The following is a 25511-nucleotide window of genomic DNA, read 5'->3' as shown; positions in this document are numbered from 1 at the left end:
TGTACGTTGCTGTTATCCCCGGTAATGGCAATGCCCGTGGAGCCTTCACCACTGACGCTGGTGTCCCCGCTGTTGCTGACACTGGCGTTGTCGCCGGTGATCAGCGTACCGGTACCGCCGCCGGTGACCGTGCTGTTGCCTGCGTTGCTGATGGTGGCGTTATCCCCGGTGATAACCGTGCCTGCAGAGCCCTGGCCGCTGACGCTGGCATCCCCCGAGGTGGTGACACTGGCGTTATCGCCGTTCACACTCACCCCGGTGCCGCCGCCGGTTATGTCGCTGTTGCCATTGTTGGTGACCGTGGCATTGTTACCGTTCACCTCCAGCCCCACCGAGCCTTCACCGCTGACTGTTATCTCGCCTTCATTGGTGGTGGTGGTGGTGTTGCCATCCACCACCGTGCCCTTGCCGCCTTCGGTAACGTCTGTGTTGCCCTGCAGTGTGTTGTTGGTGTTATTCCCAGTCACCAGGTTGCCAATTTCCCCTTTCCCGGCATAGGTGTTGTCTGCCAGGATATTTTCCCGGTTGTCGCCTTCCAGACTGTTGCCAATTTCCCACCCTTCGTAGCCATTGCCATCTCCACCGTCACCACCATCTCCACCGTCACCACCATCTCCACCGTCACCACCACCGTTGCCTCCGTTATCACCGCCTTCATTACGGTCGCTACCACTGCCACCGCCCCCGCTGCTGCCAGCGGCCGCAATGGCAATGGTGGCGGCCAGTGCGGCAGCGCCTCCCCCGGCCAGCAGGGTGGTCTGGTCGGTCATCCAGCCAGGCAGTTCACTGGCCTGGGCTGCCTGGGTTTCTTCTGGCGGCTGTTCCGTTGCCTGGCACTGCTCTGCCAGTGCCGCCTGCTCTTCACCGCTGAGCAGACCCAGGTCTGCCGGGCATTCCAGGTTTTCTCCGGGGGCAATGGCTGCCGGAGGCGGGGTTTGTGCAAAAGCCTGGCCGTTCAGTGCCAGGGAAATACACACCGAAAGCGCGCTGAGTGCTGCGGTTTTGTTTTTCATCAAACTGTCCTTATTTGTGTGGCCAGAGGCCGGGGGCTGCTTCCGGGGGAAGCGCTCCTCCCTCTGGGAGTTAAAAGCGGCCAAAAACAAAAAATTAAGCAACCGGGACAAAAAAGCCGCACCGGATTTGTGGGCGCAGTTATAAGAACAGCAGGTGGGAAAAGATAATCGGTTCACTCAGCACGAAAGCAGGTATTGATAGGCATAACGATCAATATAAGAAAACTGATCGCCCCAGCCGATCATTTCATTAGAAATGAAATAATAAAAACAATTAAATCAACAAGTTAAACAAAACCCATTATTGAATTTAAAATCATACCTAATGGAAATATAAGAGAAATGAGCTGCAGAGGAAGATATTAATAATGGCATTTGTTTATCTGATGTTTAACATAGAAATAGATAAGAATAATCACTCAGATATTACTGATAATAACCAGCCATCGTTTGCTGGTATACCACTTCCGTTATTAAAAGTATTGTGTGGTGAAATGAACGTGATTAAGGCAGAGTGGGTAAACGCGAAGCAGTAAAAAACACCGCCAGACTTCTGGCGGTGTTTTTGTCGTAAACTTACACAATGGTACTACCGGCGGGTTACCTGAATTGATCTCTGTCCAGCCAGTTACCGGTTTCAATGTAAGTGAGCCCTTCAACAGGGCGCTGGTAAACATACATCCAGGCGGAACCAAACGGCGTTTGAATCAACTGCCGGCTGTATTCCCCCGCTTTGGTACGCAACGCATCCAGTTCAGCCAGAGTGGAAGCATCAATACGGTATACTTCACCAAAGACGGTTCCTTCTCCCGGCACTGCGCCAGGATAATGCCCCACACTGTATAACTGATAATGTTCTACTGTATGATCGCCCAACCACTGCGCGTTGGTCATCCAGTGACTGTTACCTTGTTTGCGTCGTAAACTGCCGTAAACAAATATTCGCATTGCTAAAACTCAAACTGATAGAGCAAATCGAGCGCCTGATCAACCCCAGACACCGCTTCCAGATACAGTTTAGGCATCAGCCGGTAACGCAATGTGAGCGTTGCCAGTGAGTCAAAGATACCTACCCCATATTTCACTTGCAGACCCGGCAGTACATAACCGCTGACCACCACCTGAGAGGAATCCCCCGCACCGGTGGTATCCAGCGACAAGTTTTTGACGCCAAATGTCTCTCCGATTTTACCCACAACCTGCCCACTTTGTGCAACCCCCATTCCAATTAACATGGAAGTCATTGCTGCACCATCACCCTGTTCACTACTCAAACCCTGCCCACGCAATAAATACGACAGCGCTTCCTGCTGCGACATCGTTGGGTCAGAGAAGATTTCCGCTTTCGGTTCATCCGCCATCCCGGTGACCCGCACCCCGGCAACCACATCGTCTTCCGTGGCATCCGGGTTACGAATCGCTTCAATATTAAGAGTTGGTTGATCCGGCGGGCCAGAGAACAGCAGGATCCCTTTACGCACGATCAGATCCTGCCCGTAGGCATGGAAGCGCCCTTCCGGAATATTAATCTGGCCATTCAGACCCAGGCCTTGTTTGTCCTGAACCACTTTCAGGTCACCGTCCAGCCGCGCTTTCAGGCCAAAGGCATCCAGACGCACATTGTTGCCAATATGAATCTTCAGGTTGCTGTTAATCGGAATGGATGCAGTTTTTGGCTCAATGGGCTGCAGGTTGTCATTCAGCATGACTTCATCGTCTGATACACCCACTGCGCTTTCAGGTACATCATGCACCACAATACGCGCCCAGGGCACATCCACACTGCCATTGAGCATAAATACCGAAGGCGTGGCATCGAACACGATATCTGGCGAGACATCCATACGCACCATTGGCGGCACAGTAATACGCACCCGGCTGCCTTTGGCGGCGATTTGCGCTTTCCAGTTATCCAGTTGTGCCCAGTCGGCAAAACCGCTCAGGCTGATTTGCCCTTTGGATGTCCGCACAGTGCCCTGCAGGGTTGAGCGCTGCCCGGTGAAAGCCATAGTGACATCGCTTGGCTGCATATCGAACGGCATAAAGTTGGCCTGCAAACCTAAATCACTCAACCGTACCTGGCCGAATAACTGTGGTTTTTGGGCATCGCCACCCAGTGTCAGGCGGGCATTAACTTTACCATTCGCTTTTTCACCCGCGGTGAATATGGGGTTCAGAAAATCCAGCGCAAAATTGGTCAGGTTGACATTGCCAGACAGTTGCCGCCGCCCCTGGGGGTCTCTTACCTGAAGTTTGCCATCCAGTTGGCCATTGTTGACCAGGCGCACCAGCCAGTCGGCCTGTACCTGGTCGTTATGTATGGCCGCGTTTAATGACAGGGCGTCAAACTCCACTGGCAGGTGCCCGTTGCTCATTTCCTGGTTAACTTTCACCCCTTTACCAGACAAGTGAACGGTCGCCTCCGGTAAACCTGGCTTACTGCTGTCCCAGGAGACATCGGCATTGCCACTGAATACGCCCGAGGCTTTGGTACCTTCCGGCAGCAAGTCTTTCAGCATCGCCAGGTCGAAGCGGTTCAGGTTGATGCGCGCCCGACCACTGGGCCCGGCGTCTATCGGTTGAGGAACACAAAGTTCTGCATTCGGGTTGCGCCAGCAATGCACGCCTATCGCAATGCGTTGCTCCTGGTTGCGGTAATCCAGCGATACGGGCTGCGTTAATGACCAGGGGCCTACCGGTGTGTCAAAACGGGTATTGCTCAGTGTGCCCTGCCAGCGTTCCTGCCGGCGGTCAAAGTGCCCACTCAGGCTTAAATGGCCGGAAACCGGCTCCCCGGAAACCTCCAGTTTCATCTGGTGTTGCTTCTCGTTGCCTTCTGCATTTAGCGCGACACGCGTTATCGCCAGGCCTGGCTGGGTAATATTATCCACCAGAACTTTCAAGTGCCCGCCAATTTGTTCACCTGAGCTGACATCGCCATCCACATTCACGGAGCTGACAGAAAGCGCCTGCCAGCGCAGGCGATGGGCCTGAATCGAAGCAAAGAGTTGCGGCGCGGCCATATCGCCACGCACTTTCACCAACCCTTTTGCCGTACCACCTAAACCGGGTAGCGCGTTATCCAGCGCTGGCGCATCAATGTTGGCGTCGAGCTTCAGTGTTTTAGCATCCACTTCGCCCTGTACTGCCACGGTATTGCGGCCTAAGGCGATATTCAGTTTCGGGATCAGCCACTGCATATAGCTGTTGCCACGCAGATTCCCTTCAATATTAAGCGGGTTTTGTTTCACATTCCCTTTCAGGGCAATTTCCGGCACAGACATTTGCCATGTGCCGCCATACAGGCTGCCGCGGGTTTTTACCACGCCGTCCACCCGGGACGGCCATTCAGGGTATTGTTTCGCGGTGTTAATCCCCGCCAGAGTCAGTTCACTGTGCCAGCTTATTGCTTTGCTCCAGTCGACCACCGCAGTTAAATCAGTATTCCCTTCCAGCGCCGCGATGCGCAGTTTATCCAGCACAAACTGTTGTGTGGTGCCTTTGCCGTTTAACGTAACGGTAGCCGGAGGAAGCTGTTCGCCTTTCACATGAGAAGCGAAGCTCAGCTGGTAATCGCGCATGCTCCCGGTAAGAGACAGCTTAAGGTCGTTTACCTGGTATTGCGCCGCGCCTTCCAGCGGCCAGGCTAGTTGTGGCGATGACACCTGGAGGTTAACCGGCAACCCGGCTTGTGCCAGCTGTGTTTCGCCACTGACGTCCAGGTTTACCGGGCCTGAAAGGTTCAGGCCCAGCCCCAGTTTGCTGCGCAGGCCACCGTTAAGGTTGAGTTTAATTTTCTCGCCTTTCAGCGGAGCCGTATTCAACGAAGCGTTCAGGGTAAGATCAACCGGCCAGTCTGCGCTGAGGGTTGCCTGCCCACTCGCATTTACCAGCCCTTCACTGGAATCGACATCCAGAGTATCGAGTTTCAGGTGCCCGTCGGTGCCCGTCACTTTCAGCAGGAGTTTATTGACCGTGACATCGCTGTCGCCTGTCAGGCGTAGTTGCGTGCCGGTAAATTGCGCGATGGTGAGGTTAACCGGCAGCGTGACATTTGCCATTTCAGGCAGCAGCGGTTTGGAAAACAGTTTTTCCAGCGTTTCGCCCAGTGGCGGCTCCTGCACTTGCTGTGTTTCGGCTGTGGGTTGTTTGCTGCTGGTTGCCACTACCTGTTTGGCATCTGCCACCGCTTTTGCCGCGCCTTGCGGCGTTTTCGGCAAGGCTATCAACAGGCCTTCAAGGGTGGTGGGTGTAATGGTCAGGTCGCGGCCTTCCCAGTTGGCGCCACTGTGGAATGCCACCAGCGAGACAGCCGTGTCGTCGATATTGACATTGACGTTTTCAACCGCAATACGCGATAACGTGATGGCATAAGGCGTGCTTAAATTAAGCGGCCCGCTCTCTTCCTCCTGAACCGGCGCTGAAGGCGGCATTTTGCTGGAGTCGATTGCCACATTGATGTCTTTCAGCGCCAGGTCATTGACGCAAAATTTGCTGTGCCACAAGCACCGCAGGCTGACAGACAAATGCACCCGACCGGCGTTGACGGCAACACCTGGCTGCTCATAGCGAATCTGGCTGAGCGTGAGATTACGCCAGCCCCCTTCGACATTGCCAATATGCAACCCGGGCACCCAACGGTTTGCCGCACTGAACAGCACATGCAACCCAGGCGTTGTGCCCACCAGGAACCCCACGGCACTAACAATAAAAACCACCACCAGGAGTACGGCGAGGCTGACTTTTTTCCAACGACTCATAATTCAGGCCCCAAACCGATGTAAAACTGCACGCCATGTTCCTCTTTGTCGCCCACCGGCATGGCAAGGTCTAACTTAATGGGCCCAACCGGCGACTGCCAGCGCACCCCAAAACCTGCACCAGTTTTGAAATCATTCGCATCCACGGCGCTTACCGCTTCCCCTGAATCGACAAACACTGCGCCCCACCATTTGCCCGTTACGTTGTACTGGTATTCCAGCGAGCCGGTAACCATTTTTGATGCCCCGATTAATTTACCGTCGCTGTCTTTTGGGGAAATGGATTTGTACGAGTAACCACGAATACTGCGATCGCCCCCGGCGAAAAAACGCAAATCAGGAGGTACTTTGTCGAAATCACCGGTTTCAATCCAGCCAACGGAGCCACGCATCACAAAGCGGTTGCGCTCTGCCAGGGTACGAATCCAGGTGTTTTGTGCCTGCATCACCAGGAAATCAACATCTGAACCCCATGAGGTGTTAGAGATATCGACAGAATAGCGTTGGGAATCGCCCCAGACTGGCATCAGCCCGCCACGCGAGCGGGTACGGCTGAAACTCACACCGGGGTAAATCAGCATGGTGGTGTTGGTGACACTGGCCTGTGTAAAGTGGTCAAGGCTCCAGCGCAGGTTCAGAGCCCTTTGCCAGCCGGTATCCAGTTCCCAATAGCGTGATACCGCAAGCGTGGTGGAGTCTGCTTTGGTGTCGTTCAGGTCTGTGCGTTTAAACCCGCCCTGCCATAAGTAGTACTGCTCAAGCGGGCTTTTCAACAACGGGACTTTGTAACTGAAGTCCAGCGTTTGCTCTGGCGCAGACAGGCTGGTACTGGTAGTCAGGCTGTGACCATAGCTGTTAACCCAGGGCTTTTTCCACGACGCTTTGATACGTGGCCCCACATCTGTGGAGTAACCGATCCCGGTTTCAACCGTGTTTTCTGTACGCGGTGTAACCACACCCTGAAGCGGCAATACTTTAGTTTTGCGGGATTTATCAAACTCTGGTGCCACAACCACAGAATTAAACCAGCCCGTGGCAGAGAGCCTGCGGTTCAGTTCAGCAAGGTCATTACTGGTGTAGTAATCCCCTTCTTTGAAAGGCACCAAATTTTGCAGGTATTCATCGCGAATTTGTGAGCCTTCAAAGGTTACTGCGCCGAAGCGGTAACGCTGGCCACTGTCATAATCGATGTCCCAAAAGGCTTCATGTCTGCCCAGCGAGACACCTAACTGGCTCTTTTTAAAATCGCTGTCGAAGTAACCTTTGCGTAAAGCTTCTGTTGTCAGTGATTTTTTAAAGTTTTCGTAGGTTTCATGGTTCAGGATGGTGCCCTTTGCCGGGCGGTCTTTGAGTAGTGCGATGTAATCCGGGTCTTTGCTCGCCCCGCCGCGCAAAATCACTTCAGTGCCACCAATTTTGACTGGCTCACCCGGCGTGACTTTTGCAATGAGCACCTGACGGCCAACTTTCGGTGGCGGCTGTAAATCAAAATCAATAACCGGTTCATAGTACCCCAGCGCCCGCAGCCCTTTGCGAATGGCATCATCCACGCGAGCCTCAAAGCGGCGGTCTGGCGTAACTTCATCACTTTCAATGGTTGAAAGCTGCGCGCGCACGTTTTTTTGCAATTCTCCCGATAACCCTTCAACTTGCAAACGTACGCTGGCCGCACTGGCCAGGCTGCTGGTAAGTAACAAACTTACGCAACAAATGATTCGGATATGAGGCACTTTTTCTCCTGATCTTCCCTTGTTCCCACCCCTGGGATGAAACATGTACCGCTCCGCGGCATAACAAAACCTCAACATTTGAGGTTGAAAAACAGATACCGGCCCTGATATTTCTACTAGTTAGCGTAGCCGTATTTACTGCAATCCGCCTGATGGCTGTCTCACGACGAGAGCCGGTAACTGGCTGGCAGACAGCCAACCCGAAACACAGGCACCCGATAATTTTTGCTATGACAGTACGTTATGTTGATGCACTGTAACAAAAATGAACGCGTCAGGATGCAAAGCGTATATTGTGTGCAAATACGATGCCCATGACAACCGCCCAAGGGCAGTCCAGTTTCTGAAAAGTGGAGAGAAAACCATGGTAAATCTGTTTACCAAGTCGACGCCTGTGGCACAGTCGCAAGCATTACCCGGGCGCAAAACGCCGATGCCCGTCGCCAGGTTACACGCGGTTAATGAACACTCAATGACCCACGTTCCGGATGGTATGGAAGTGGCATTATTCGCTATGGGGTGCTTCTGGGGTGTGGAGCGCCTGTTCTGGCAACAACCCGGGGTATACAGCACAGCGGCAGGTTACACTGGTGGTTTTACCCCCAATCCAACTTACCGCGAAGTGTGCACCGGGCAAACCGGCCACGCAGAAGCTGTGCGTGTCGTGTATGACCCGGCAGTTATCAGCTATGAGCAGCTATTGCAGATATTCTGGGAAAACCACGACCCGGCTCAGGGGATGCGCCAGGGTAACGATATTGGAACCCAGTATCGTTCGGCCATTTACCCGGTGACAGAACAGCAGTCTGCCGCAGCGAAAGCCAGCCTGGTGCGTTTCCAGTCCGCCATGAAGGCGCAAAATGACAACCGGGCAGTAACAACAGAAATTGCCACAGCGTTACCGTTTTACTATGCGGAAGACGAACATCAGCAATATTTATATAAAAACCCGGAAGGTTACTGCGGGCTCGGTGGAATTGGCGTTTGCCTGCCACCGCAACGGTAATTTTACGTGAAAACTGGTTAAATCATCGCCTGCTGGCAGGCCATGCTGCCCTTAGGTTATACTGAATACGAAATTGCCGGCCCAGCGCTTACGGGCCGGTTTTTAGTGTCTGTCACATGGATAATCAACTTCCCCTTCCGAGGATCTGGCGTTACGCCGGATAAGATATGTTAAACAGTATATTAGTCATACTCTGTCTAATCGCCGTCAGTTCGTTTTTCTCGTTGTCTGAGATTTCACTGGCGGCCTCCCGTAAAATCAAACTCAAGTTGCTGGCGGATGAAGGCAACGTGAACGCGCAACGCGTTTTGAAAATGCAGGAAAACCCGGGCATGTTCTTTACCGTGGTGCAAATTGGCCTGAACGCGGTGGCTATTTTGGGCGGTATTGTTGGTGACGCAGCATTCTCACCTGCCTTCAAGAGCCTGCTCAGCCGTTTTATGGAGCCGGAGTGGTCAGAGCAACTGAGTTTTATTCTTTCTTTCTCACTGGTTACCGGCATGTTCATTCTGCTGGCAGACCTGACCCCGAAACGCATAGGTATGATAGCGCCGGAAGCGGTCGCCTTACGGATAATCAACCCCATGCGCTTCTGCCTGCTGGTGTTCCGCCCGTTGGTGTGGTTCTTCAACGGCATGGCTAACGTAATTTTTCGCCTGTTCAAACTGCCAATGGTGCGCAAAGACGATATCACGCCAGACGATATTTATGCCGTGGTGGAAGCCGGTGCACTGGCCGGAGTGCTGCGTAAACAAGAACATGAGCTGATTGAGAACGTGTTCGAACTGGAATCACGCACCGTGCCTTCTTCCATGACATCGCGCGAGAACATTATCTGGTTCGATTTGCATGAAGATGAGCACAGCCTCAAAACCAAAGTAGCAGAACACCCCCACTCCAAGTTTTTGGTGTGCAACGAAGATATCGACCACATTATTGGCTATGTCGATTCTAAAGAACTGCTGAACCGTGTGCTGGTTAACCAAAGCCTGATACTGACCAGCGGTGTGCATATCCGCAATGTGTTGATTGTTCCGGATACGCTGACGCTGTCTGAAGCGCTGGAAAGCTTCAAAAGCGCCGGTGAAGACTTCGCGGTGATTATGAATGAGTACGCGCTGGTAGTTGGGATTATCACGCTGAACGACGTAATGACCACGCTGATGGGTGACCTGGTAGGCCAGGGCATGGAAGAGCAAATTGTTGCCCGTGATGAAAACTCCTGGCTGGTTGAAGGTGGGACGCCGATTGATGACGTAATGCGCGTACTGGATATCGATGAATTTCCCCAGTCAGATAATTATGAAACCATTGGTGGTTTCATGATGTTTATGCTGCGCAAGATCCCCAAACGAACCGATGCGGTGAAATACTCCGGCTACAAGTTTGAAGTGGTGGATATTGATAACTTCCGCATTGACCAGTTACTGGTTACCCGGCTGGACAGCAAGCCCGTCGCCCTGGTACCAAAACTACCTGACTCCTCAGACAAGAGTGTTGCCTGATAACGCTCTGCTCATTCCCCGGCCTGGCTGGGGGAATGTGCCAGGCCAGCTAAGCACAAAAACAGAAACGGCCCACAAGGGCCGTTTTTTTGTCTGCGCTACCGGAACTAAGCCATTTCTGCCTGTAAACGTGTTACCTGGCGATTGACCTCAGACATGATAGCTAAATGTTGCTTATCTTTTACCCTGGGTAGAAGAATGCGACCTTTATCAAATTCAAATGCACCTATGTCCTTGATGTACAACCGTCCACGAAACAGGATTTTTACGTACTTAGCCACCTGAAGTGGGTTGTAACGCTGAAAGATTTTCATTTTTTACTTTCTCCTGCAATACCGCCTCCTCCGACAGTCAAATCTGACTCAATCGTATTAAGGAGCGGAATAAACAACGTTGTTAAATATAGCCTAAGGGTAAGGAAAGCCCTAGCGCCTATAATTATTTTTACCTTTCTATGACAGTATTTCAGAGGATTCTTTGCAAACCTCTACACTGCCCAGTATAAGTATTCAAAATCATGTCAAATTGTGCGCACGCCCACAAACTGGCACTGTCTTTGCCAATGCGGATCACAAAAAACCGATATGCTTAAAGCTCAGGGCCATCTGGTCCGATCACCTGCAATAAAACAAAAGGATAACGATGATGAGACTGAGCAACCTGCTGGCATTCGCCCTGCTGCTGCTTCCCCTGGTAACATCGGCTCATAACCTGACGTTAAACCAGCACGTACCACCAACGGGGGTCAACGATAAAGGGGAATTGTTACTGAAAAATGATCAGTTCAGTTATCAGCCGTGGAATAGTGCGCAACTGGCCGGCAAAGTACGGGTTGTCCAGCATCTTGCCGGGCGGACATCCGCAAAAGAGATGAATGACCCGCTTATTGAAGCTATCAAGCACGCGGGGCTGCCGAAAGACCGCTACCAGACCACCAGCATAGTGAATACTGATGACGCAATCATTGGCACCAGTCTGTTTGTGCGTAACAGCATTGAAGACAGTAAGAAACAGTTCCCCTGGTCACAGTTTATTGTCGACAGCGATGGCATGGTTCGCAAAGCCTGGGGTTTACAACCGAAAAGCTCTGCCATTATTGTGCTGGATAAGGCCGGAAATGTAGCGTGGGTAAAAGATGGCGCGCTGACACCTCAGGAAGTGCAGCAAGTGATTAGCCTGCTGCACCAGCTGCTCAATAAATAGAAACCCTGAAGCCGGGGTTCAGGAATGATTCACGTGGTGTGTAATCAAGGGTTTTCCCCTGCCAGTCATGCACTTGAGCCCCGGCAGCAACCGCAACTGCGTGACCTGCGCCCGTATCCCAGACATTGGTTGGCCCAAAGCGTGGGTACAGTTGTGCAGCCCCTTCAGCCACCAGGCAAAACTTAAGCGAAGAACCAATCGATGTTGTCTGGTGTTCGCCAAGTTGTTCCAGATATTCGGTTAACTCGGCATCGGCATGGGAACGGCTGATGACCACTAATGGCGGGTGTGCTTCGCGTACCTGAATTTGCTTGCGCACACCGCACTCTTCTTTCCAGGCTTTCCCATTAGCAGCGCTGTACATGACTTTAAGTACCGGAGCATACACCACACCCAGAACCGGTTTCCCTTGCTCAATCAGTGCAATGTTCACCGTAAATTCCCCATTGCGCTTGAGAAATTCTTTGGTGCCATCCAGCGGGTCCACCAGCCAGTAGCGTTGCCAGTGCTGGCGCTCACTCCAGGCTGCAGGCGCTTCTTCGGACAACACGGGGATATCGGGGGTCAGTGACTGAAGGCCTGCCAGAATCACTTTGTGTGCAGCAATATCTGCCGCGGTCACTGGGGAATTGTCAGCTTTATGGGTTTCCTCTACAGGTTTATCACCCTGGTAAACCGCCATAATGGCCACACCGGCATCGCGCGCCAACTGGCATATCTGTTCTAACATTATCCACCTCTTACGCTAAGCGCTAAACGGTTTTAGCGCTGTAATACTTTGTTTTTACATGGTGTTGTTTATACCGCATTGTGCGCCCACAGGCTACGGCCACATTGGCGGCAGTCAAAAGCAACAGCCATATAAAGCATAAGCCTGGCACAGCCCGCTATGAGATGCCTGCGTGCTTCACGGCACCCAGGCGCTACTGGCGCCCCTGCCGGGAAGACAGTACATCAGGCAGGTTTTGTTCTATCCAGTCGGCCAGCGCAGACACTTTGTCGCTCACTTCCTCTCCCATCGGAGTCAGACTGTATTCAACATGTGGAGGAATAACCGGCAATGCACGGCGATGGATAAAGCCGTCGCCCTCCAGCCATTGCAGTGTTTGTGCCAGCATTTTTTCGCTCACACCGCCAATCCTGCGCCGTAAATCACTGAAACGGTGGGTACCATCTCGCAAGGCGACCAGAATCAACACGCCCCACCGGCTGGTGACATGCTTAAGCACTTCCCGCGAAGGGCATTTTTCTGCAAACAAATTACCTTCACGCAACTGCTCACTGAGCGTGCCTGTTTTAAGTTTCACATCCGCCATTTCATACTTACCTTTTTGTACGTACTTACTAAAAGTTAGCATAGTTGTTATGCTCTGGCAACAGACACACTCTCAGTATGAAAACCAGGAGACTTATCATGATTGCAATTACCGGTGCGACAGGGCAGTTAGGCCACGAAGTGATAACCGCGCTGCTGAAAAAACATAACCCCGAATCACTGGTTGCCATTGTGCGTAACCAGAGCAAAGCACAAAGCCTGGCGGAAAAAGGGATTCAGGTACGGGTTGCTGATTACAGTGACAAAAACGCACTGAGCGCTGCGTTAGCGGGTGTCGAAAAATTACTGCTGATTTCCTCCAGCGAGGTGGGACAGCGTGCCGCACAACATCGCAATGTGATTGAAGCTGCAGTACAAGCCGGAGTAGCGCTGCTTGCGTACACCAGCCTGCTGCATGCAGACAGCTCACCACTACAACTGGCGCAGGAACACCGGGAAACTGAGCAAATGCTGGCAGATTCTGGCCTGCCTCATGTTCTGCTGCGCAATGGCTGGTACACCGAAAACTATATGGCGAGTGTACCTGCGGCACTGGCTCACGGGGTCTTCCCGGGGTGTGCCGGAGAAGGCAAAATTGCCTCTGCCAGCCGTAAAGATTATGCCGAAGCGGCAGCCCAGGTTCTGAGCCTGGAAAACCAGGCAGGGAAAGTATACGAACTGGCTGGTGATGAAGCCTGGACACTGTCTGAACTGGCGAAACTGATTAGTGATACCACTGGCAAACAGGTGGTTTACCAGAACCTGAGCGAAGCGGATTATGCGGCATTGCTGGAAGGTGCTGGTTTACCAGGGCCATTTGCAGCAATTCTGGCAGATTCCGATACCGGTGCGTCGAAAGGCGGTCTGTTTGATGACACCCACCAAATCAGCAAGTTAACGGGTCACCCGACGACATCATTACTGACCAGCTTAAAAAATGCGCTGTAAATGTTAAATTACAGTTATATACTGTGAAAATCACTGCTGCCGCAGGCATCCCCTGCGGCGCAAACTTATTGTTACTTAGTGATTGTTTCTCAGCGAGATATAACGAGGTTAACTGTGCAGGGCGTACCAGACCATTTTACGGATGAGCGGGACACCGCCCGTTTCCGCCAGTTTCCTGCCCTTCCCGGTGTCGAGTTATATCACGCACACATTTCCCGTTACGCCTTCGAACCTCATACTCACGAAGCCTTTGGAATTGGCACCATTGAAGCCGGAGCTGAACGCTTTCGTTACCGGGGAACACATTATGTTGCCGCAGTAAATTCACTGGTCACGATGAATCCGGACGAGCTGCATACCGGCCAGGCCGCAACCCCCGATGGCTGGCGTTACCGAATGATCTACCTTGAACCGGTACAACTGGCAGAAATTACGGGTATTGAGCAATGGTGGTTTAACGATGTAGAGCGCTGTGACGCACAACGTGCTGCACAAACTGGCAGGCTGATAGGGGCATTATGGTCTGCCGAAACGCCACTCGCACAGCAAGGCCTGTTGCTGGACCTGATTGACACTATCCGGCCATATGCCAGCCACAGTCGTTCGCCGGATTCTGTGAATGCACCGCGTTTTGACCAGGTACGCCACTACCTGCATGATAACTATATGCAGCCCGTCACACTGAGGGAGCTTGCCCAGGTGGCGGCACTCAGCCCTTACCACTTTCTGCGCCAGTTCAAAGCGCAATACCATGTCACACCACACCAGATGTTGATGGCTATTCGCCTGTGGCGCGCCAAGCTGTTTTTGGCTCAAGGCATGCCCGCAGCAGAAGTCGCCTGTGCGACAGGGCTTACTGACCAGTCCCATCTTACCCGGGCGTTTAGCCAGCGTTATGGCCTGACTCCCGTGCGTTATCAACGCCAGGTGATAGCCCGCTAAAAGCGCAATCTAATACAATATTTCATTGGGTGCTGTCGGGCAGAGTAACCGCAGACAGAACAAAGGAGAAAGCATGTTTGCGGGCGTACTTTACGCATTGGTTGCCGGGCTGATGTGGGGGCTGATTTTTGTTGGCCCGTTAATTGTGCCGGAATACCCGGCTGCATTGCAGTCGATGGGCCGTTACCTGGCGTTAGGGGTAATTGCACTCCCTATAGCCTGGGCCGGGCGTAAGCAGTTACGTAAGCTCACACCACGCGACTGGTGGGCTGCTTTGCGGCTTACTATGATGGGAAACCTGATTTACTACGTGTGTCTTGCCAGTGCCATTCAGCGCACCGGGGCTCCGGTATCGACCATGATCATCGGCACATTACCGGTTGTTATCCCTGTGTTTGCCAACCTGCTGTACAGCAAACGCGATGGCAAGTTGCCCTGGAGACGAATGGCCCCGGCGCTGGTATGCACGCTGGCGGGGTTAATCTGCGTCAATATTGCCGAGCTTTCACAAGGGCTCCCTCACTTTACGCTGTGGCGTTACCTGAGCGGGATTGTTCTGGCGCTAATTTCGGTTGGTTGCTGGACCTGGTACGCACTGCGTAATGCGCGCTGGCTGAAAGAGAACCCGGCACACCACCCACTGATGTGGGCAACGGCACAGGCGCTGGTGACACTGCCCGTGTCGCTGGCGGGTTATGTATTCGTGTGTTGGTGGTTATCAACAACGGCGGTGTCTTTTCCACTCCCTTTTGGCCCGCGCCCGGATGTGTTTATCGTGCTGATGGTGGCAATTGCGGTGCTGTGTTCCTGGGTTGGTGCCCTGTGCTGGAACCAGGCAAGCCAGCGGTTACCCACCGTAGTGCTCGGGCCATTGATTGTGTTTGAAACACTTTCTGGTCTGCTGTACACATTTTTAATGCGCCACAGCATTCCGCCCCTGGTCACTCTGAGCGGCATTGCATTTCTGGTGCTGGGTGTGGTGATGGCGGTACGCAGCAAGCCTGCGCCTCCAGTGCCAGAAAATGTTGCAACCCCGGTCATACTGGAGAAATAGCCCGGTGACACCGCCTGGCGGCACCGGGGTAGTGATAGTTACCGGTTAAAAGGCTTCCCAATTATTTTCGGCAACCGGAGCGGGTTGAGCACTCAGTTTCGGTGCAGCCACAGCGGCAATCTGAGGTTTTGCCTTTACAGTCACTGGCTGGCTGTTATGCAGTTTGAATACGGCAACCACCTGGTTGAGCTGTGCTGCCTGTTGTTCAAGCGCATTCACAGCCGCAGCTGATTCTTCCACCAGTGATGCGTTCTGTTGCGTTACGTTATCCATCTCGGAAACAGCCAGGCTCACCTGATCGATACCGTGGCTTTGCTCGTCTGAAGCCGAAGAAATTTCACCCATGATATCCGTTACCCGGGTTACCGCTCCGACGATTTCACGCATGGTATCCCCCGCTTCACGCACCAGGCCACTGCCGGTCTGCACCCGTTCACCAGAGCTTTCAATCAGGGTTTTGATTTCTTTTGCCGCCTGAGCACTGCGCTGGGCCAGGGTACGTACTTCACCAGCCACCACCGCAAACCCCCGCCCTTGCTCACCCGCACGGGCGGCTTCAACGGCGGCATTCAGCGCCAGAATATTAGTCTGGAACGCAATACCATCAATCACATTGGTTATCTGTGCAATCTGGCTGGAACTACTGGCGATTTCGTCCATGGTTTTCACCACATTGTTCACCACATCACCGCCTTTGCGTGCGGTATCGGAAGCATTGCGCGCCAACTGTGTTGCCTGGCGGGCATTATCCGCATTCTGTTTTACAGTTGCGGTAAGCTGTTCCATGCTCGATGCGGTTTCTTCCAGTGCGGCGGCCTGTTGCTCTGTCCGGGCTGAAAGATCATTGCTACCTGCGGCAATTTCGCTGGCGCCAATAAAAATTGTATCGGTACTGCTGCGCACGGAACTGACTGTTTGAATCAACGCCTGCTGCATTTGGTGCAAACTGCCGGAAAGGCGGCTCATCTCACTACGCCCTTCGCTCAGGATACGCCGGGTCAGATCCCCGCTGGCAATAGCCATAATGTGTTCCATTGCGGCATGAAGAGGCTGAAGCAATACACGTTTGAGGGAAAACCAACTGGCAATAATCACAGCAATCACAATCACTATGACGCTCCCCAGAATCCACATCATCCGTGCATAATCGGCATTATTTTCACTAGCCCCTTCACTGCTGAGTGTAGCCTGAGCCTGGCGCCAGTCTTTGTAGACTTCCTGCATGGCTACCTGCTTTTGCTCAACTTTTTGCGCATACATGCCTTCCAGGTCACCTTTACCCAGCATTGTGGTCATGGTTTGCAGTGTTGTGGAATAACGGGCATATTCCGCTTCCAGTGAAGCAGTCAGTTGCTCATCAAGGCCCGGGGTATTGGGCAGCTTCTTGTAATGCTGGAAATGGGTATCTGCTTCTTTCAGCAAACTGTTGCTTTTATTTATCAGGCTGCTGAGGTCTGTTGCATTAATCGTGTTTGCCATACTGCTCTGCAACCGCAACATACCGCGGTTCAGCGTAACCCGGGCCTGATTCAGGCTAATCCAGGCATCGGTCATTGCATAAACGTTTTGGTTAGAGATTTGCGCGAGCGAGAAATTTTCCTTGTCGTTGTTTAGTGCCTTCATAAAAAAAGCAGCAGAAACTAATTGCATCGCCCCCAGTACAGCCAGCACTGCAATAAGCAATGTTACCACCTTGATTCTTTTAAACATTTTTTGCCTTCGCTTCTTCATAAATGAGTAGTCTGCAAACAATATCGGCAACATGGCTCACAAATTTAACGCTTTATTTCCCACGAAAAATTGCATTATGAGATATTCAAAGGTTTACCTTTTCCCTTGCAGCCAAACCTGGTACTGGACACGCTCAATAAGATGCATTTAAAATGCATCTTATAAAATAACTGTGCGAGGTGATGTTATGGATTTTCGGGAACAGGCATTAGGCGAGCTGGCATTAACCATTCCACGCGCTTCTGCGTTATTCCGCCGCTATGACCTTGATTTTTGTTGTGGGGGCAAGCAAACCCTGCAGCGGGCAGCAGAACGCAAGGGGCTGGATTTACCGGTAATAGAGGCAGAGTTGGCTGTGCTTTCTACGCAGCAGCATACACAGACATGGGTGGATGAGCCCCTTAGCGACATCATCGACCATATTCTGGTGCGCTACCATGACCGCCACCGGGAACAGTTACCCGAACTGATTTTACAGGCCGAAAAAGTCGAGCGTGTGCATGCCAGCAAGCCATCGGTTCCTAAGGGCCTGGCAAAATACCTGGCGATGCTTAATGACGAACTCGGCCAGCATATGCTCAAAGAAGAGCGCGTGTTGTTTCCATTAATCAAACAAGGCCGCGGGCCGGAATGTGCCGGGCCAGTTAACGTGATGGAGCATGAGCATAGCGAGGCGGGAGAACTGCTGGAAGTTATCAAACATGTCACAAACAATGTGGTTGCACCACCGGAAGCCTGTACTACCTGGAAGGCGCTGTATAACGGAATCAATGAGCTGATTGACGACCTGATGAATCACATTAGCCTGGAAAATAACAACCTGTTCCCACGCGCGCTGGCAGGCGAGTAATACTCAACGTAGTTTGCCTGCCATGAAAAAGGCACCTGCGGGTGCCTTAGTTTACTGTGGTGAAATGCTTAACCCTGTTAAACCCGGGCCAGGCGTTTCTTCCCGGTGACCTGCCAGCCAATCGCCAGTATCACAAACCATAGAGGTGTCACCATCAGTGCCTGCCGCGTATCTGCCTGTAGTGCCAAAAGCCCCAACACAAACACAAAAAACGCCAGGCAGACCCAGCACATCACAATACCCAGTGGCATCTTATACTGCGACTTCGCATGCAGTTCCGGCCGTTGTTTGCGATACACCAGGTAGGAACACAGAATGATGCTCCAGACAAACATAAACAGAATGGCAGACACTGTCGTCACCATAGTAAATACCGTCATCACATCCGGGATCAGGTAAATCAGAACAACACCGCCCAATAAACACAGGCAGGAAAACAGTAGCCCGGAAGCCGGAACCGCACGGCGTGACAAACGTGCGAAGCGGGCAGGCGCGACACCATCCTGCGCCAGGCCATATAACATGCGGCTGGTCGAAAATACGCCGCTGTTGGCGGAAGATGCCGCCGATGTCAGCACCACAAAGTTAATCAGGCTGGCAGCTGCGGGTAACCCAACCAGCATAAACAGCTCAACAAACGGGCTTTTTGATGGCACAACGGAGCGCCAGGGTGTAACAGACATAATCATGATCAGAGCAAAAACATAGAACATGATTATCCGCAGAGGGATGGAGTTGATAGCCCGGGGCAGGGATTTTTCCGGGTTGTGAGTTTCTGCCGCAGTGGTGCCCACCAGTTCAATCCCTACAAAAGCGAACACGGCTATCTGGAACCCGGCGAAGAAACCACTCACGCCTTTAGGGAACCAGCCACCATCAGCCCACAGGTGGCTGAATGATGCAGTTACGCCCGAAGGTGAAGTAAAGCCAGTAAACACCATGACTGCACCGACAATAATCAGGGCAACAATCGCAACGATTTTTATCATGGCGAACCAGAACTCCATTTCGCCAAACATTTTTACCGTTGCCAGGTTCAGGGACAAGAGCACAATCACCACCGCCAGCGACGCCACCCATTCCGATAACCCAGGGAACCAGAATTGCGCATACGCAGAAATGGCAACCACATCGGCAATACCGGTTACCACCCAGCAAAACCAGTAGGTCCAGCCGGTAAAATAACCCGCCCAGGGGCCCAATAGATCTGCGGCAAAATCACTGAACGACTTGTATTCGAGATTCGACAACAGCAATTCGCCCATTGCCCGCATCACGAAGAACAACATAAAACCGATAACCATATACACAAATATAATGGATGGCCCGGCGAGGCTTATCGTTTTGCCCGACCCCATAAATAAGCCGGTGCCAATGGCGCCACCAATGGCAATTAACTGAATATGTCGGTTTGAGAGATGTCGCTGAAGGGTTTGTTCCTGCGGTGTTTCCACCGTTTCGGCCACCTTGACCTGGTCTACCATAGTATTTTCCTGTCTGTCATTTCAGGCTCTGCGGCCTGTCGGTAATTACTTAATCAATAACAACACGTGTACCCCGGTTGACTCACTGCCGGGGGATAACCTGAGAAGTTAGCGGATAGGTTAAATATTTGTTATTAGAGTGTGGTTTGTATTTATTGATACGCGGAGCGCCTCACAAAAATACGCGCAATAGCGTTTTTTGCAAGATAAAACCGTGGGGAAAGAAGGGAAGATGAAACAACCCCGCCGTAGCGGGGCCGTGAGAAGGATTACAGGATTTCCAGTAATTCGACTTCAAAAACCAGGGTGCTGAACGGAGGAATAGATACACCTGCGCCACGCTCACCATACGCCAGGTTATGCGGAATGGTCAGTTCCCATTTGGAACCAACAGGCATCAGCGTCAGCGCTTCAATCCAGCCAGCAATTACGCCGCTAACCGGGAACTCGGCTGGTTCACCGCGGGCAACGGAGCTGTCGAACACAGTACCGTCGATCAGTTTACCGGTGTAGTGAACACGCACCTGGTCTTTACGGGAAGGAATCGGGCCTTCACCCTGCGTCAGTACACGGAACTGTAAACCAGATTCAGTGCTGCTGACACCTTCACGGTTACGGTTTTCTTCCAGGTATTTTTGCCCTTCCGCCGCCATTTCCTGCTGGCGTTCGCGGCGTACAGCTTCAGCACGCTCGTGGACTTCACGCAACGCACGGTGTACGACATCAACCGGTACAGAAGGTGCGTTGCCTTCCAGCGCATCACGCAGGCCAGCAAGTAACGCTTCAGGCAGTAAACCTTCCAGCCCGGAGTCACGCAGTTGTTGACCAACCTGCAGACCAATACCGTAACTTGCCTGCGCTTCAACACTGTCAAAAGAAGGGGTCGTCATGAATTTTCCTTTACTGATGGTTTGTTCATCTTCATAGATTTCTGGCGAACCCGCCAGACGCTTCGGCAGCATAACAGCCAGAGCCCATGAGGTAAAAGGGAACAGGGAAAATGTCTGCCGTGAACCTCAATAATTACCTGATGCGACAATTATCATGAATGCGTACTATTCCACTCGCATCAAACAGTTAGCAAACTATACTCTTAGGAAGCATTCAGCGATTGTCTGAAAGGAATTTCGGCGGATAATATCAGGCTGACAGTGGATGGGTACTTTCATTCATAAAACAGGATAATGGATATTAAGGCCACCACACCGTATCCATTAACGATGGACCAGGAGGCGACATGCCCGGCCAGTTTGCATTAAAAGCCATGATTCACCGGGTCTGGCATGCACCAGATGATTTCCGGCTAATGGACCCTTTACCCGCCATGCACCGCCGGGGCATCCTTATCGGTATCGCGCTGGTTGTTATTGGGGTGTTATTACCGGCCGACAACACACCTGTTGCTCCGGTATCAAGGGAAACACCGCTGAACCTTCCCGGCAGCACGCCCGCCACACCTGGGGCACAAGGCACATCTCCTGCCATCAGCCAGCCAGTGGTCACCACTCCACCGCGTTACAACGAGCCACAACCGGTGCAAACCACACCCGTACTGCGTTCACCAGAAGAGAGTATTCAGCCAGATAACGAATCTGAGGCAGCGGGGAATAACACCGCCGGGCGTTCTTCCGGGGAAAGGCGTACTCCGGCGACCACCAGCACTGCGACGAACAGTACAGTCAACAGTACAACAGGCCAGGCACAATGGCATACCTGGCGAGTAGAGCCGGGAAAAACGCTGGCGCAACTGTTCCGCGATCATAACCTGCCCCCCACGGATGTATATGCAATGGCGAATGTCGAAGGGCCGGACAAGCCCCTGAGTTCACTACAAAGCGGCCAGCAAGTACAGGTCAGAGTGAATGCTAATGGTGTTGTCACGGGGTTGATTGTCACTGACAGTGATAACCGTCAGGTACTCTTTACGCGCGAAAGTAACGGTAATTTTATTCGGGCGCGTTAACCCAGGCGGGGAAACCATACTGGCAGGTGTGCAATAACAGTGTGGTTAATAATGGCAGGAAACAGGCAAGAATCACAAAGCAAAACGCCGGCATAAGCCGGCGTTTTAGCGTACATCAGCGTAAATTACGCTTCAGCAACGATGTTTACATTCAGTTGTGCAAACACTTCGCTGTGTACCTGGAAGTGAACTTCATGGTCACCAGTGGTACGCAGAACGCCGTTCGGCAGGCGAACTTCGCTTTTCGCAACGTCAACGCCAGCTGCAGTTACAGCGTCAGCGATGTCACGAGTACCGATGGAACCAAACAGTTTACCTTCGTCACCAGCTTTAGAAGCGATGGTAACTACGCCCAGTGCATTGATTTTCTCTGCACGAGCTTCAGCGGCAGCCAGCGTTTCAGCCAGTTTAGCTTCCAGTTCAGCACGACGAGTTTCGAAAAACTCGATGTTTTTCTTGGTTGCCGGAACAGCTTTACCAGCCGGAACCAGGAAGTTACGTGCGTAACCAGCTTTAACGTTAACCTGATCACCCAGGCTACCCAGGTTTGCTACTTTATCAAGCAGAATAACTTGCATTACCTTATCCTCTCAAAGTCGTATTGGTTGACCGTGGCCGATTACTGATGACGATCAGTGTACGGCAGCAGAGACAGGTAGCGCGCGCGCTTGATAGCACGGGCCAGCTGACGCTGGTATTTTGCACGAGTACCGGTGATACGGCTCGGGACAATCTTACCGCTTTCGGTGATGTAGTTTTTCAGCGTAGCGATATCTTTATAGTCGATCTCTTGAACGCCTTCCGCGGTGAAACGGCAGAACTTGCGACGACGGAAATAACGTGCCATTTGGCTAGTCTCCAGAATCTATCAATTCAATCTGCTCGGCATGCAAAACCACTTTACTCAGACCATTTCGCGCCTGATGGCAGCTAATAAAGCCCTGTACGGTGAGTTGCGTGCCGACCGTTATACTGTGAGTAATGGCCTGATGAGCCTGCCCGCTAATAATAACTGGCATTCTGCACCACGCCTGCCGGTTAAACCCGGCTTCCTCCTGCACTGAACGGTGCTCAAGCACGAACTGGCAGTGAGGAATTCCTGATGGGCTGACCTTTCTGAGAGGTGCCCTGCACACAGTGCCGGACAACGACAGGCGGTTAGCCATCAGCGATTACTCTTCAGAATCCCCAGCAGCATTCTCTGTGGCTTCGTTAGCGAAATCATCGCGACGTTCACGACGTTCGTCTTTCGCTTTAACCATCGGAGAAGCTTCAGTTACAGCGTGTTTGGTACGCATAACCATGCTACGGATAACGGCATCGTTGAAGCGGAAGTTTGTTTCCAGCTCATCGATAACTTCCTGCGGTGCTTCAACGTTCATCAGAACGTAGTGTGCTTTGTGCAGTTTGTTGATCGGGTAAGCCAGCTGACGGCGGCCCCAGTCTTCCAGACGGTGGATCGTGCCTTCCGCACCAGTGATAGCACCAGTGTAACGCTCGATCATGCCCGGAACCTGTTCGCTCTGGTCAGGATGGACCATAAAAACGATTTCGTAATGACGCATCGAATTGCTCCTTACGGATTATTCAGCCTCCTGTCAGGGTCAGCCGTAGCCCATGGAAGCAAGGAACGTGTGTTAAGACGGCTGAAAAATGACGCGTCATTCTATGGAAGTTGAGCGCTAATAACAAGCGGCATACAGAAATAAATCGCAGAGGAAACGCACACAGCGCCAAAACAGTGTTGCCGCGCGAACTAAAGTTACAGACAGAGGATGACTGAAATTTTTTGAATACGTTTATCAGAAATGTTCGCTTTCTGCACAGAGTGCAGGCAGTACAATATCTTACAGAGAACGCCCCCAGAAGAAAGGAGAGCCACCTTGCTATAAAAAGGCCGTAAGGAGCCCAGAATGAGAACCAAAATGGTAGCCCTGATAACGGGCATGTTGTTATCGCTTCCTGCTGTTGCAGCCATCAACACGCAGCCTGATCCCAGCCATAATATGGATGACGTGATGAGTACTGGTGTCATTTATATTAACCACCACGGCGAAACGATGCCCCAGTTTGCACCAGGGCAGCAAACAACAGCGTCACCCGCTGAGCCAGGCGTTACCCACCCACGGCGTTAATCCACATTAGAGTGACTGGCTGAAAAAATCGCAGGTTGAATCCAGCGCATACGGCGTAATCCGGTGTTTTACTCCAGATTCCCAGTGGCAGACCAGGTTGCTATCCAGACGCTGTTGTTGCAGTAACTGCCACAAGCGTTTTGATTCTGCAGCAGGAACCAGGTCATCATCTTCACCATGCCAGAGCATTAATGGCCGGCTGGCGAGAAGTGCCAGGCATTGTGCGGCTTCATAGCCTGCCAACGGGGCCAGCACCGCATCCGGTTGTGCCGGAGGGGGGAACAATGATTGAGAAAGCGCCTGATAAAACCCGGAGCCCATCAGGCTCGCGGTACAGCGGACTTCAGGGTAATGCCCGGCCACAGCTAATGCCGTCATAGCACCCATTGATGCCCCCGCGATACCCAACCGCCCGTCTGCCACCCAACCTTTAGCGTTAATGGCATCACGCAACAGTGGGTATTCCTGGATGTTCCCATAAAGGATTTGCCAGAAATGCTGCAAACGCCCTGCTTCATCACCATGAAAGCGTGCGCCATGTTCCGGCGCATCTGGCATAATCACCCGAAAACCAGCCTGTGCCAGTGCAACAGCAAAGTAGCTGTACACCAGCTTCGAGGAAGTGTAACCATGCCAGAAAATAATTGTCGGTAAAGGCTGGAGGCGCTTTCCAGCCGGAGTCGCGTGCAAAACTTCAAAACCGGCCAGATTAGTGGTCTCTATCTCTGTCATTTAGCGTTCGCATTTTGTGTGGATGTCGCTCTATTCTATACCTTTATATACACAGGCAGGCCAGCGCAGTGCCATTGTTGCCCAAAATTCCAAATGCCAGTGTGAGACACGGATTACGCTTTTTAGTGATATATCCTGCGAAATCGCGTTACACGTAACAGAAAGTGAATTTTTGACTTACCAGATTTATCTCAAACACTAAAATCAACTTGTCAGGAAAATAAAATGTCTATGCGCCGTTTTCTTCCGCTTTGCTTATGCCTGGTACTGGCGGGTTGCAGTACCAACTGGACAACTCCCCGCCCGGCTCCTGCTGTTGCAGCCTGGCCGCAGGAAATCCAGCGTAACCAGACTGAAGGGCTGGTAAGAATGGGGATGATCAGTGTCACCACTCGTGGTGGGCCGGCAGATGCGGAAGCCGCTATCAAGCAACGCGCAACCAGGGAAAAGGCTGATTATTATCTGATCTTGTTTATCAACGATAATATGATCCCTGGTGTACGCCGGGCTAACGCGATTCTTTACCGTAAAGCCTGATACTTAAACAGGTTTTAACGACTTTACATTGAATTGCACGACTTTATTTTCCGCCTGACACAATACAGCATGTCGCAAGGGATGTTGCATGCTGAATAACAAGGAAATGACCTGTAAATTTTTTTCAGATCATCGATATGGAGCGGGCAATTATGAAGCGATCACTGGCATTAACCTCTCTACTGTTGTCCGCAGGACTGGTCAGTACCAGTGCAAGGTCAGCTGAGGATGTGCATGCTGATCAGGTGACGGCATTTAATGAAATGGGCATTCTGTCGTTTAAAGACGTCACTGGCAGCCCTCAGGATATTGAGCGGCTGGTTGCATTAAGTGCGGATGAACAGGGTGCTTCCATCTACCGTATTGTGAATATGGAAGAAACGCCTCGTAAAGACACCTGGCATGTGGAAGCCATTATCTACTCGTAACGCTATCTGTCTGTATCGCCTTCTTTCCTGTTAAGCCACCTGCGGGTGGCTTATTTCATTCAGCGACCTGGCAACAGGCGCTGAGCCGTGGTTTGCGCCCCACTCACACCCCACCATGAATTAATGGGCTGATTTATCTCAACCCCCCAATAATGCCCCGCCATATTTATAGCGA

The 25511-nt window shown here is 52.1% G+C and carries 26 protein-coding genes and 1 pseudogene; 12 read left to right on the top strand and 15 right to left on the bottom strand.

Annotated elements, in window-relative coordinates; genetic code table 11:
* Nucleotides 1-1013: pseudogene (locus tag DES37_RS23795) on the bottom strand (hypothetical protein); the annotation flags it as partial.
* Between the two features lie 368 nt (nt 1014-1381).
* Here DES37_RS23795 and DES37_RS25695 point away from each other — a divergent pair.
* Entirely contained in the window at nt 1382-1549 is a 168-nt protein-coding gene (locus DES37_RS25695; RefSeq protein ID WP_170123813.1) for a hypothetical protein, read from the top strand.
* Between the two features lie 64 nt (nt 1550-1613).
* Here the strand turns inward: DES37_RS25695 and DES37_RS23790 are convergent, their stop codons facing one another.
* The 3 genes from DES37_RS23790 to tamA are packed head-to-tail and all read right to left on the bottom strand — an operon-like array spanning nt 1614 to nt 7503.
* Nucleotides 1614-1961, bottom strand: coding sequence for a gamma-glutamylcyclotransferase family protein (locus DES37_RS23790; protein WP_036103069.1), 348 nt, complete (start codon nt 1959-1961; stop codon nt 1614-1616).
* Nucleotides 1962-1963: 2 nt separating this feature from the next.
* Complete coding sequence (gene tamB / locus DES37_RS23785) at nt 1964-5773, bottom strand: autotransporter assembly complex protein TamB (RefSeq protein WP_110028095.1); 3810 nt, start codon at nt 5771-5773, stop codon at nt 1964-1966.
* The gene (tamA, locus tag DES37_RS23780) at nt 5770-7503 is read right to left on the bottom strand and encodes an autotransporter assembly complex protein TamA (protein ID WP_036103073.1); all 1734 of its coding nucleotides are present in this window, start codon (nt 7501-7503) and stop codon (nt 5770-5772) included. The genes tamB and tamA overlap by 4 nt, the downstream gene beginning before the upstream one ends.
* Nucleotides 7504-7867: 364 nt before the next feature.
* Between tamA and msrA the strand changes: the two genes are divergently transcribed.
* Nucleotides 7868-8509, top strand: a complete 642-nt coding sequence (gene msrA, locus DES37_RS23775; RefSeq protein WP_036103076.1) for a peptide-methionine (S)-S-oxide reductase MsrA — start codon at nt 7868-7870, stop codon at nt 8507-8509.
* 167 nt (nt 8510-8676) lie between these two features.
* A complete protein-coding gene (paeA, locus tag DES37_RS23770) occupies nt 8677-10014 on the top strand; it encodes a polyamine export protein PaeA (protein ID WP_110028094.1) in 1338 nt (445 codons plus the stop codon).
* Nucleotides 10015-10121: 107 nt separating this feature from the next.
* Here the strand turns inward: paeA and DES37_RS23765 are convergent, their stop codons facing one another.
* Nucleotides 10122-10328 (bottom strand): DUF1107 domain-containing protein, encoded by a 207-nt coding sequence (locus tag DES37_RS23765; RefSeq protein ID WP_036103080.1) that lies wholly within the window; start codon nt 10326-10328, stop codon nt 10122-10124.
* Between the two features lie 331 nt (nt 10329-10659).
* Here DES37_RS23765 and DES37_RS23760 point away from each other — a divergent pair, with 331 nt between their 5' ends.
* Nucleotides 10660-11217, top strand: coding sequence for a YtfJ family protein (locus DES37_RS23760; protein WP_110028093.1), 558 nt, complete (start codon nt 10660-10662; stop codon nt 11215-11217).
* Here the strand turns inward: DES37_RS23760 and cysQ are convergent.
* Both cysQ and DES37_RS23750 read right to left on the bottom strand, forming a co-directional pair.
* A complete protein-coding gene (gene cysQ, locus DES37_RS23755) occupies nt 11207-11947 on the bottom strand; it encodes a 3'(2'),5'-bisphosphate nucleotidase CysQ (RefSeq protein ID WP_110028092.1) in 741 nt (246 codons plus the stop codon). The two genes, DES37_RS23760 and cysQ, sit on opposite strands and share 11 nt — an antisense overlap.
* Nucleotides 11948-12140: 193 nt before the next feature.
* Nucleotides 12141-12533 carry a winged helix-turn-helix transcriptional regulator gene (locus DES37_RS23750; RefSeq protein ID WP_036103088.1) on the bottom strand — a complete coding sequence of 131 codons (393 nt, stop codon included), beginning with the start codon at nt 12531-12533 and terminating at the stop codon, nt 12141-12143.
* A gap of 98 nt (nt 12534-12631) precedes the next feature.
* On the opposite strand from DES37_RS23750, the gene DES37_RS23745 reads away from it, so the two are divergent.
* The 3 genes from DES37_RS23745 to DES37_RS23735 all read left to right on the top strand — a co-directional run bounded on the left by DES37_RS23745 (nt 12632) and on the right by DES37_RS23735 (nt 15476).
* Nucleotides 12632-13480: an SDR family oxidoreductase gene (locus DES37_RS23745; RefSeq protein WP_036103090.1), complete on the top strand. Its 849-nt coding sequence runs from the start codon at nt 12632-12634 to the stop codon at nt 13478-13480.
* A gap of 114 nt (nt 13481-13594) precedes the next feature.
* Complete coding sequence (locus DES37_RS23740) at nt 13595-14422, top strand: AraC family transcriptional regulator (RefSeq protein ID WP_110028091.1); 828 nt, start codon at nt 13595-13597, stop codon at nt 14420-14422.
* Nucleotides 14423-14495: 73 nt separating this feature from the next.
* Entirely contained in the window at nt 14496-15476 is a 981-nt protein-coding gene (locus DES37_RS23735) for a DMT family transporter (protein ID WP_110028090.1), read from the top strand.
* A gap of 45 nt (nt 15477-15521) precedes the next feature.
* On the opposite strand, the gene DES37_RS23730 is transcribed toward DES37_RS23735, so the two are convergent.
* The gene (locus tag DES37_RS23730; RefSeq protein WP_110028089.1) at nt 15522-17186 is read right to left on the bottom strand and encodes a methyl-accepting chemotaxis protein; all 1665 of its coding nucleotides are present in this window, start codon (nt 17184-17186) and stop codon (nt 15522-15524) included.
* A gap of 208 nt (nt 17187-17394) precedes the next feature.
* Between DES37_RS23730 and ytfE the strand changes: the two genes are divergently transcribed.
* Entirely contained in the window at nt 17395-18057 is a 663-nt protein-coding gene (gene ytfE / locus DES37_RS23725; RefSeq protein WP_036103098.1) for an iron-sulfur cluster repair protein YtfE, read from the top strand.
* Nucleotides 18058-18134: 77 nt separating this feature from the next.
* Here ytfE and cycA read toward each other — a convergent pair whose 3' ends face one another.
* Nucleotides 18135-19541 carry a D-serine/D-alanine/glycine transporter gene (cycA, locus tag DES37_RS23720; protein WP_110028088.1) on the bottom strand — a complete coding sequence of 469 codons (1407 nt, stop codon included), beginning with the start codon at nt 19539-19541 and terminating at the stop codon, nt 18135-18137.
* Nucleotides 19542-19810: 269 nt separating this feature from the next.
* The gene (gene bamJ, locus DES37_RS23715; protein WP_110028100.1) at nt 19811-20431 is read right to left on the bottom strand and encodes a BamJ family beta-barrel-assembly machinery protein; all 621 of its coding nucleotides are present in this window, start codon (nt 20429-20431) and stop codon (nt 19811-19813) included.
* A 347-nt stretch (nt 20432-20778) separates the two neighbouring features.
* Between bamJ and DES37_RS23710 the strand changes: the two genes are divergently transcribed.
* Nucleotides 20779-21504 (top strand): LysM-like peptidoglycan-binding domain-containing protein, encoded by a 726-nt coding sequence (locus DES37_RS23710; RefSeq protein WP_110028087.1) that lies wholly within the window; start codon nt 20779-20781, stop codon nt 21502-21504.
* 125 nt (nt 21505-21629) lie between these two features.
* Here DES37_RS23710 and rplI read toward each other — a convergent pair whose 3' ends face one another.
* The 4 genes from rplI to rpsF are packed head-to-tail and all read right to left on the bottom strand — an operon-like array spanning nt 21630 to nt 23069.
* On the bottom strand, nt 21630-22082 hold the full coding sequence (gene rplI / locus DES37_RS23705) for a 50S ribosomal protein L9 (RefSeq protein ID WP_036103104.1): 453 nt from the start codon (nt 22080-22082) through the stop codon (nt 21630-21632).
* 41 nt (nt 22083-22123) lie between these two features.
* Nucleotides 22124-22351, bottom strand: coding sequence for a 30S ribosomal protein S18 (rpsR, locus tag DES37_RS23700; RefSeq protein WP_000135199.1), 228 nt, complete (start codon nt 22349-22351; stop codon nt 22124-22126).
* Nucleotides 22352-22355: 4 nt separating this feature from the next.
* Nucleotides 22356-22670 carry a primosomal replication protein N gene (gene priB, locus DES37_RS23695; protein WP_072006889.1) on the bottom strand — a complete coding sequence of 105 codons (315 nt, stop codon included), beginning with the start codon at nt 22668-22670 and terminating at the stop codon, nt 22356-22358.
* 6 nt (nt 22671-22676) lie between these two features.
* Nucleotides 22677-23069, bottom strand: a complete 393-nt coding sequence (gene rpsF / locus DES37_RS23690; RefSeq protein WP_036103112.1) for a 30S ribosomal protein S6 — start codon at nt 23067-23069, stop codon at nt 22677-22679.
* A gap of 348 nt (nt 23070-23417) precedes the next feature.
* Here rpsF and DES37_RS23685 point away from each other — a divergent pair, with 348 nt between their 5' ends.
* Entirely contained in the window at nt 23418-23639 is a 222-nt protein-coding gene (locus DES37_RS23685; protein ID WP_036103115.1) for a hypothetical protein, read from the top strand.
* 6 nt (nt 23640-23645) lie between these two features.
* Here the strand turns inward: DES37_RS23685 and yjfP are convergent, their stop codons facing one another.
* A complete protein-coding gene (gene yjfP / locus DES37_RS23680; RefSeq protein ID WP_110028086.1) occupies nt 23646-24371 on the bottom strand; it encodes an esterase in 726 nt (241 codons plus the stop codon).
* Nucleotides 24372-24596: 225 nt separating this feature from the next.
* Here yjfP and bsmA point away from each other — a divergent pair, with 225 nt between their 5' ends.
* The gene (gene bsmA / locus DES37_RS23675; protein ID WP_036103118.1) at nt 24597-24908 is read left to right on the top strand and encodes a biofilm peroxide resistance protein BsmA; all 312 of its coding nucleotides are present in this window, start codon (nt 24597-24599) and stop codon (nt 24906-24908) included.
* 152 nt (nt 24909-25060) lie between these two features.
* On the top strand, nt 25061-25336 hold the full coding sequence (locus tag DES37_RS23670) for a YdgH/BhsA/McbA family protein (RefSeq protein ID WP_110028099.1): 276 nt from the start codon (nt 25061-25063) through the stop codon (nt 25334-25336).
* Nucleotides 25337-25511: the final 175 nt, after the last annotated feature.

Source organism: Mangrovibacter plantisponsor, assembly GCF_003182475.1.
GTDB classification, from domain to species: Bacteria; Pseudomonadota; Gammaproteobacteria; order Enterobacterales; family Enterobacteriaceae; genus Mangrovibacter; species Mangrovibacter plantisponsor.
Note: the sequence above shows the minus strand (reverse complement) of the source record. Positions and strands in the feature narration are given on the sequence as shown.

Coding starts and splice junctions, on each gene's coding strand:
- DES37_RS25695 (WP_170123813.1), top strand. CDS start 1,382: ATGGCATTTGTTTATCTGATGTTTAACATAGAAATAGATAAGAATAAT.
- DES37_RS23790 (WP_036103069.1), bottom strand. CDS start 1,961: ATGCGAATATTTGTTTACGGCAGTTTACGACGCAAACAAGGTAACAGT.
- tamB (WP_110028095.1), bottom strand. CDS start 5,773: ATGAGTCGTTGGAAAAAAGTCAGCCTCGCCGTACTCCTGGTGGTGGTT.
- msrA (WP_036103076.1), top strand. CDS start 7,868: ATGGTAAATCTGTTTACCAAGTCGACGCCTGTGGCACAGTCGCAAGCA.
- paeA (WP_110028094.1), top strand. CDS start 8,677: ATGTTAAACAGTATATTAGTCATACTCTGTCTAATCGCCGTCAGTTCG.
- DES37_RS23765 (WP_036103080.1), bottom strand. CDS start 10,328: ATGAAAATCTTTCAGCGTTACAACCCACTTCAGGTGGCTAAGTACGTA.
- DES37_RS23760 (WP_110028093.1), top strand. CDS start 10,660: ATGAGACTGAGCAACCTGCTGGCATTCGCCCTGCTGCTGCTTCCCCTG.
- cysQ (WP_110028092.1), bottom strand. CDS start 11,947: ATGTTAGAACAGATATGCCAGTTGGCGCGCGATGCCGGTGTGGCCATT.
- DES37_RS23750 (WP_036103088.1), bottom strand. CDS start 12,533: ATGGCGGATGTGAAACTTAAAACAGGCACGCTCAGTGAGCAGTTGCGT.
- DES37_RS23745 (WP_036103090.1), top strand. CDS start 12,632: ATGATTGCAATTACCGGTGCGACAGGGCAGTTAGGCCACGAAGTGATA.
- DES37_RS23735 (WP_110028090.1), top strand. CDS start 14,496: ATGTTTGCGGGCGTACTTTACGCATTGGTTGCCGGGCTGATGTGGGGG.
- DES37_RS23730 (WP_110028089.1), bottom strand. CDS start 17,186: ATGTTTAAAAGAATCAAGGTGGTAACATTGCTTATTGCAGTGCTGGCT.
- ytfE (WP_036103098.1), top strand. CDS start 17,395: ATGGATTTTCGGGAACAGGCATTAGGCGAGCTGGCATTAACCATTCCA.
- cycA (WP_110028088.1), bottom strand. CDS start 19,541: ATGGTAGACCAGGTCAAGGTGGCCGAAACGGTGGAAACACCGCAGGAA.
- bamJ (WP_110028100.1), bottom strand. CDS start 20,431: ATGACGACCCCTTCTTTTGACAGTGTTGAAGCGCAGGCAAGTTACGGT.
- DES37_RS23710 (WP_110028087.1), top strand. CDS start 20,779: ATGCCCGGCCAGTTTGCATTAAAAGCCATGATTCACCGGGTCTGGCAT.
- rplI (WP_036103104.1), bottom strand. CDS start 22,082: ATGCAAGTTATTCTGCTTGATAAAGTAGCAAACCTGGGTAGCCTGGGT.
- rpsR (WP_000135199.1), bottom strand. CDS start 22,351: ATGGCACGTTATTTCCGTCGTCGCAAGTTCTGCCGTTTCACCGCGGAA.
- priB (WP_072006889.1), bottom strand. CDS start 22,670: ATGGCTAACCGCCTGTCGTTGTCCGGCACTGTGTGCAGGGCACCTCTC.
- rpsF (WP_036103112.1), bottom strand. CDS start 23,069: ATGCGTCATTACGAAATCGTTTTTATGGTCCATCCTGACCAGAGCGAA.
- DES37_RS23685 (WP_036103115.1), top strand. CDS start 23,418: ATGAGAACCAAAATGGTAGCCCTGATAACGGGCATGTTGTTATCGCTT.
- yjfP (WP_110028086.1), bottom strand. CDS start 24,371: ATGACAGAGATAGAGACCACTAATCTGGCCGGTTTTGAAGTTTTGCAC.
- bsmA (WP_036103118.1), top strand. CDS start 24,597: ATGTCTATGCGCCGTTTTCTTCCGCTTTGCTTATGCCTGGTACTGGCG.
- DES37_RS23670 (WP_110028099.1), top strand. CDS start 25,061: ATGAAGCGATCACTGGCATTAACCTCTCTACTGTTGTCCGCAGGACTG.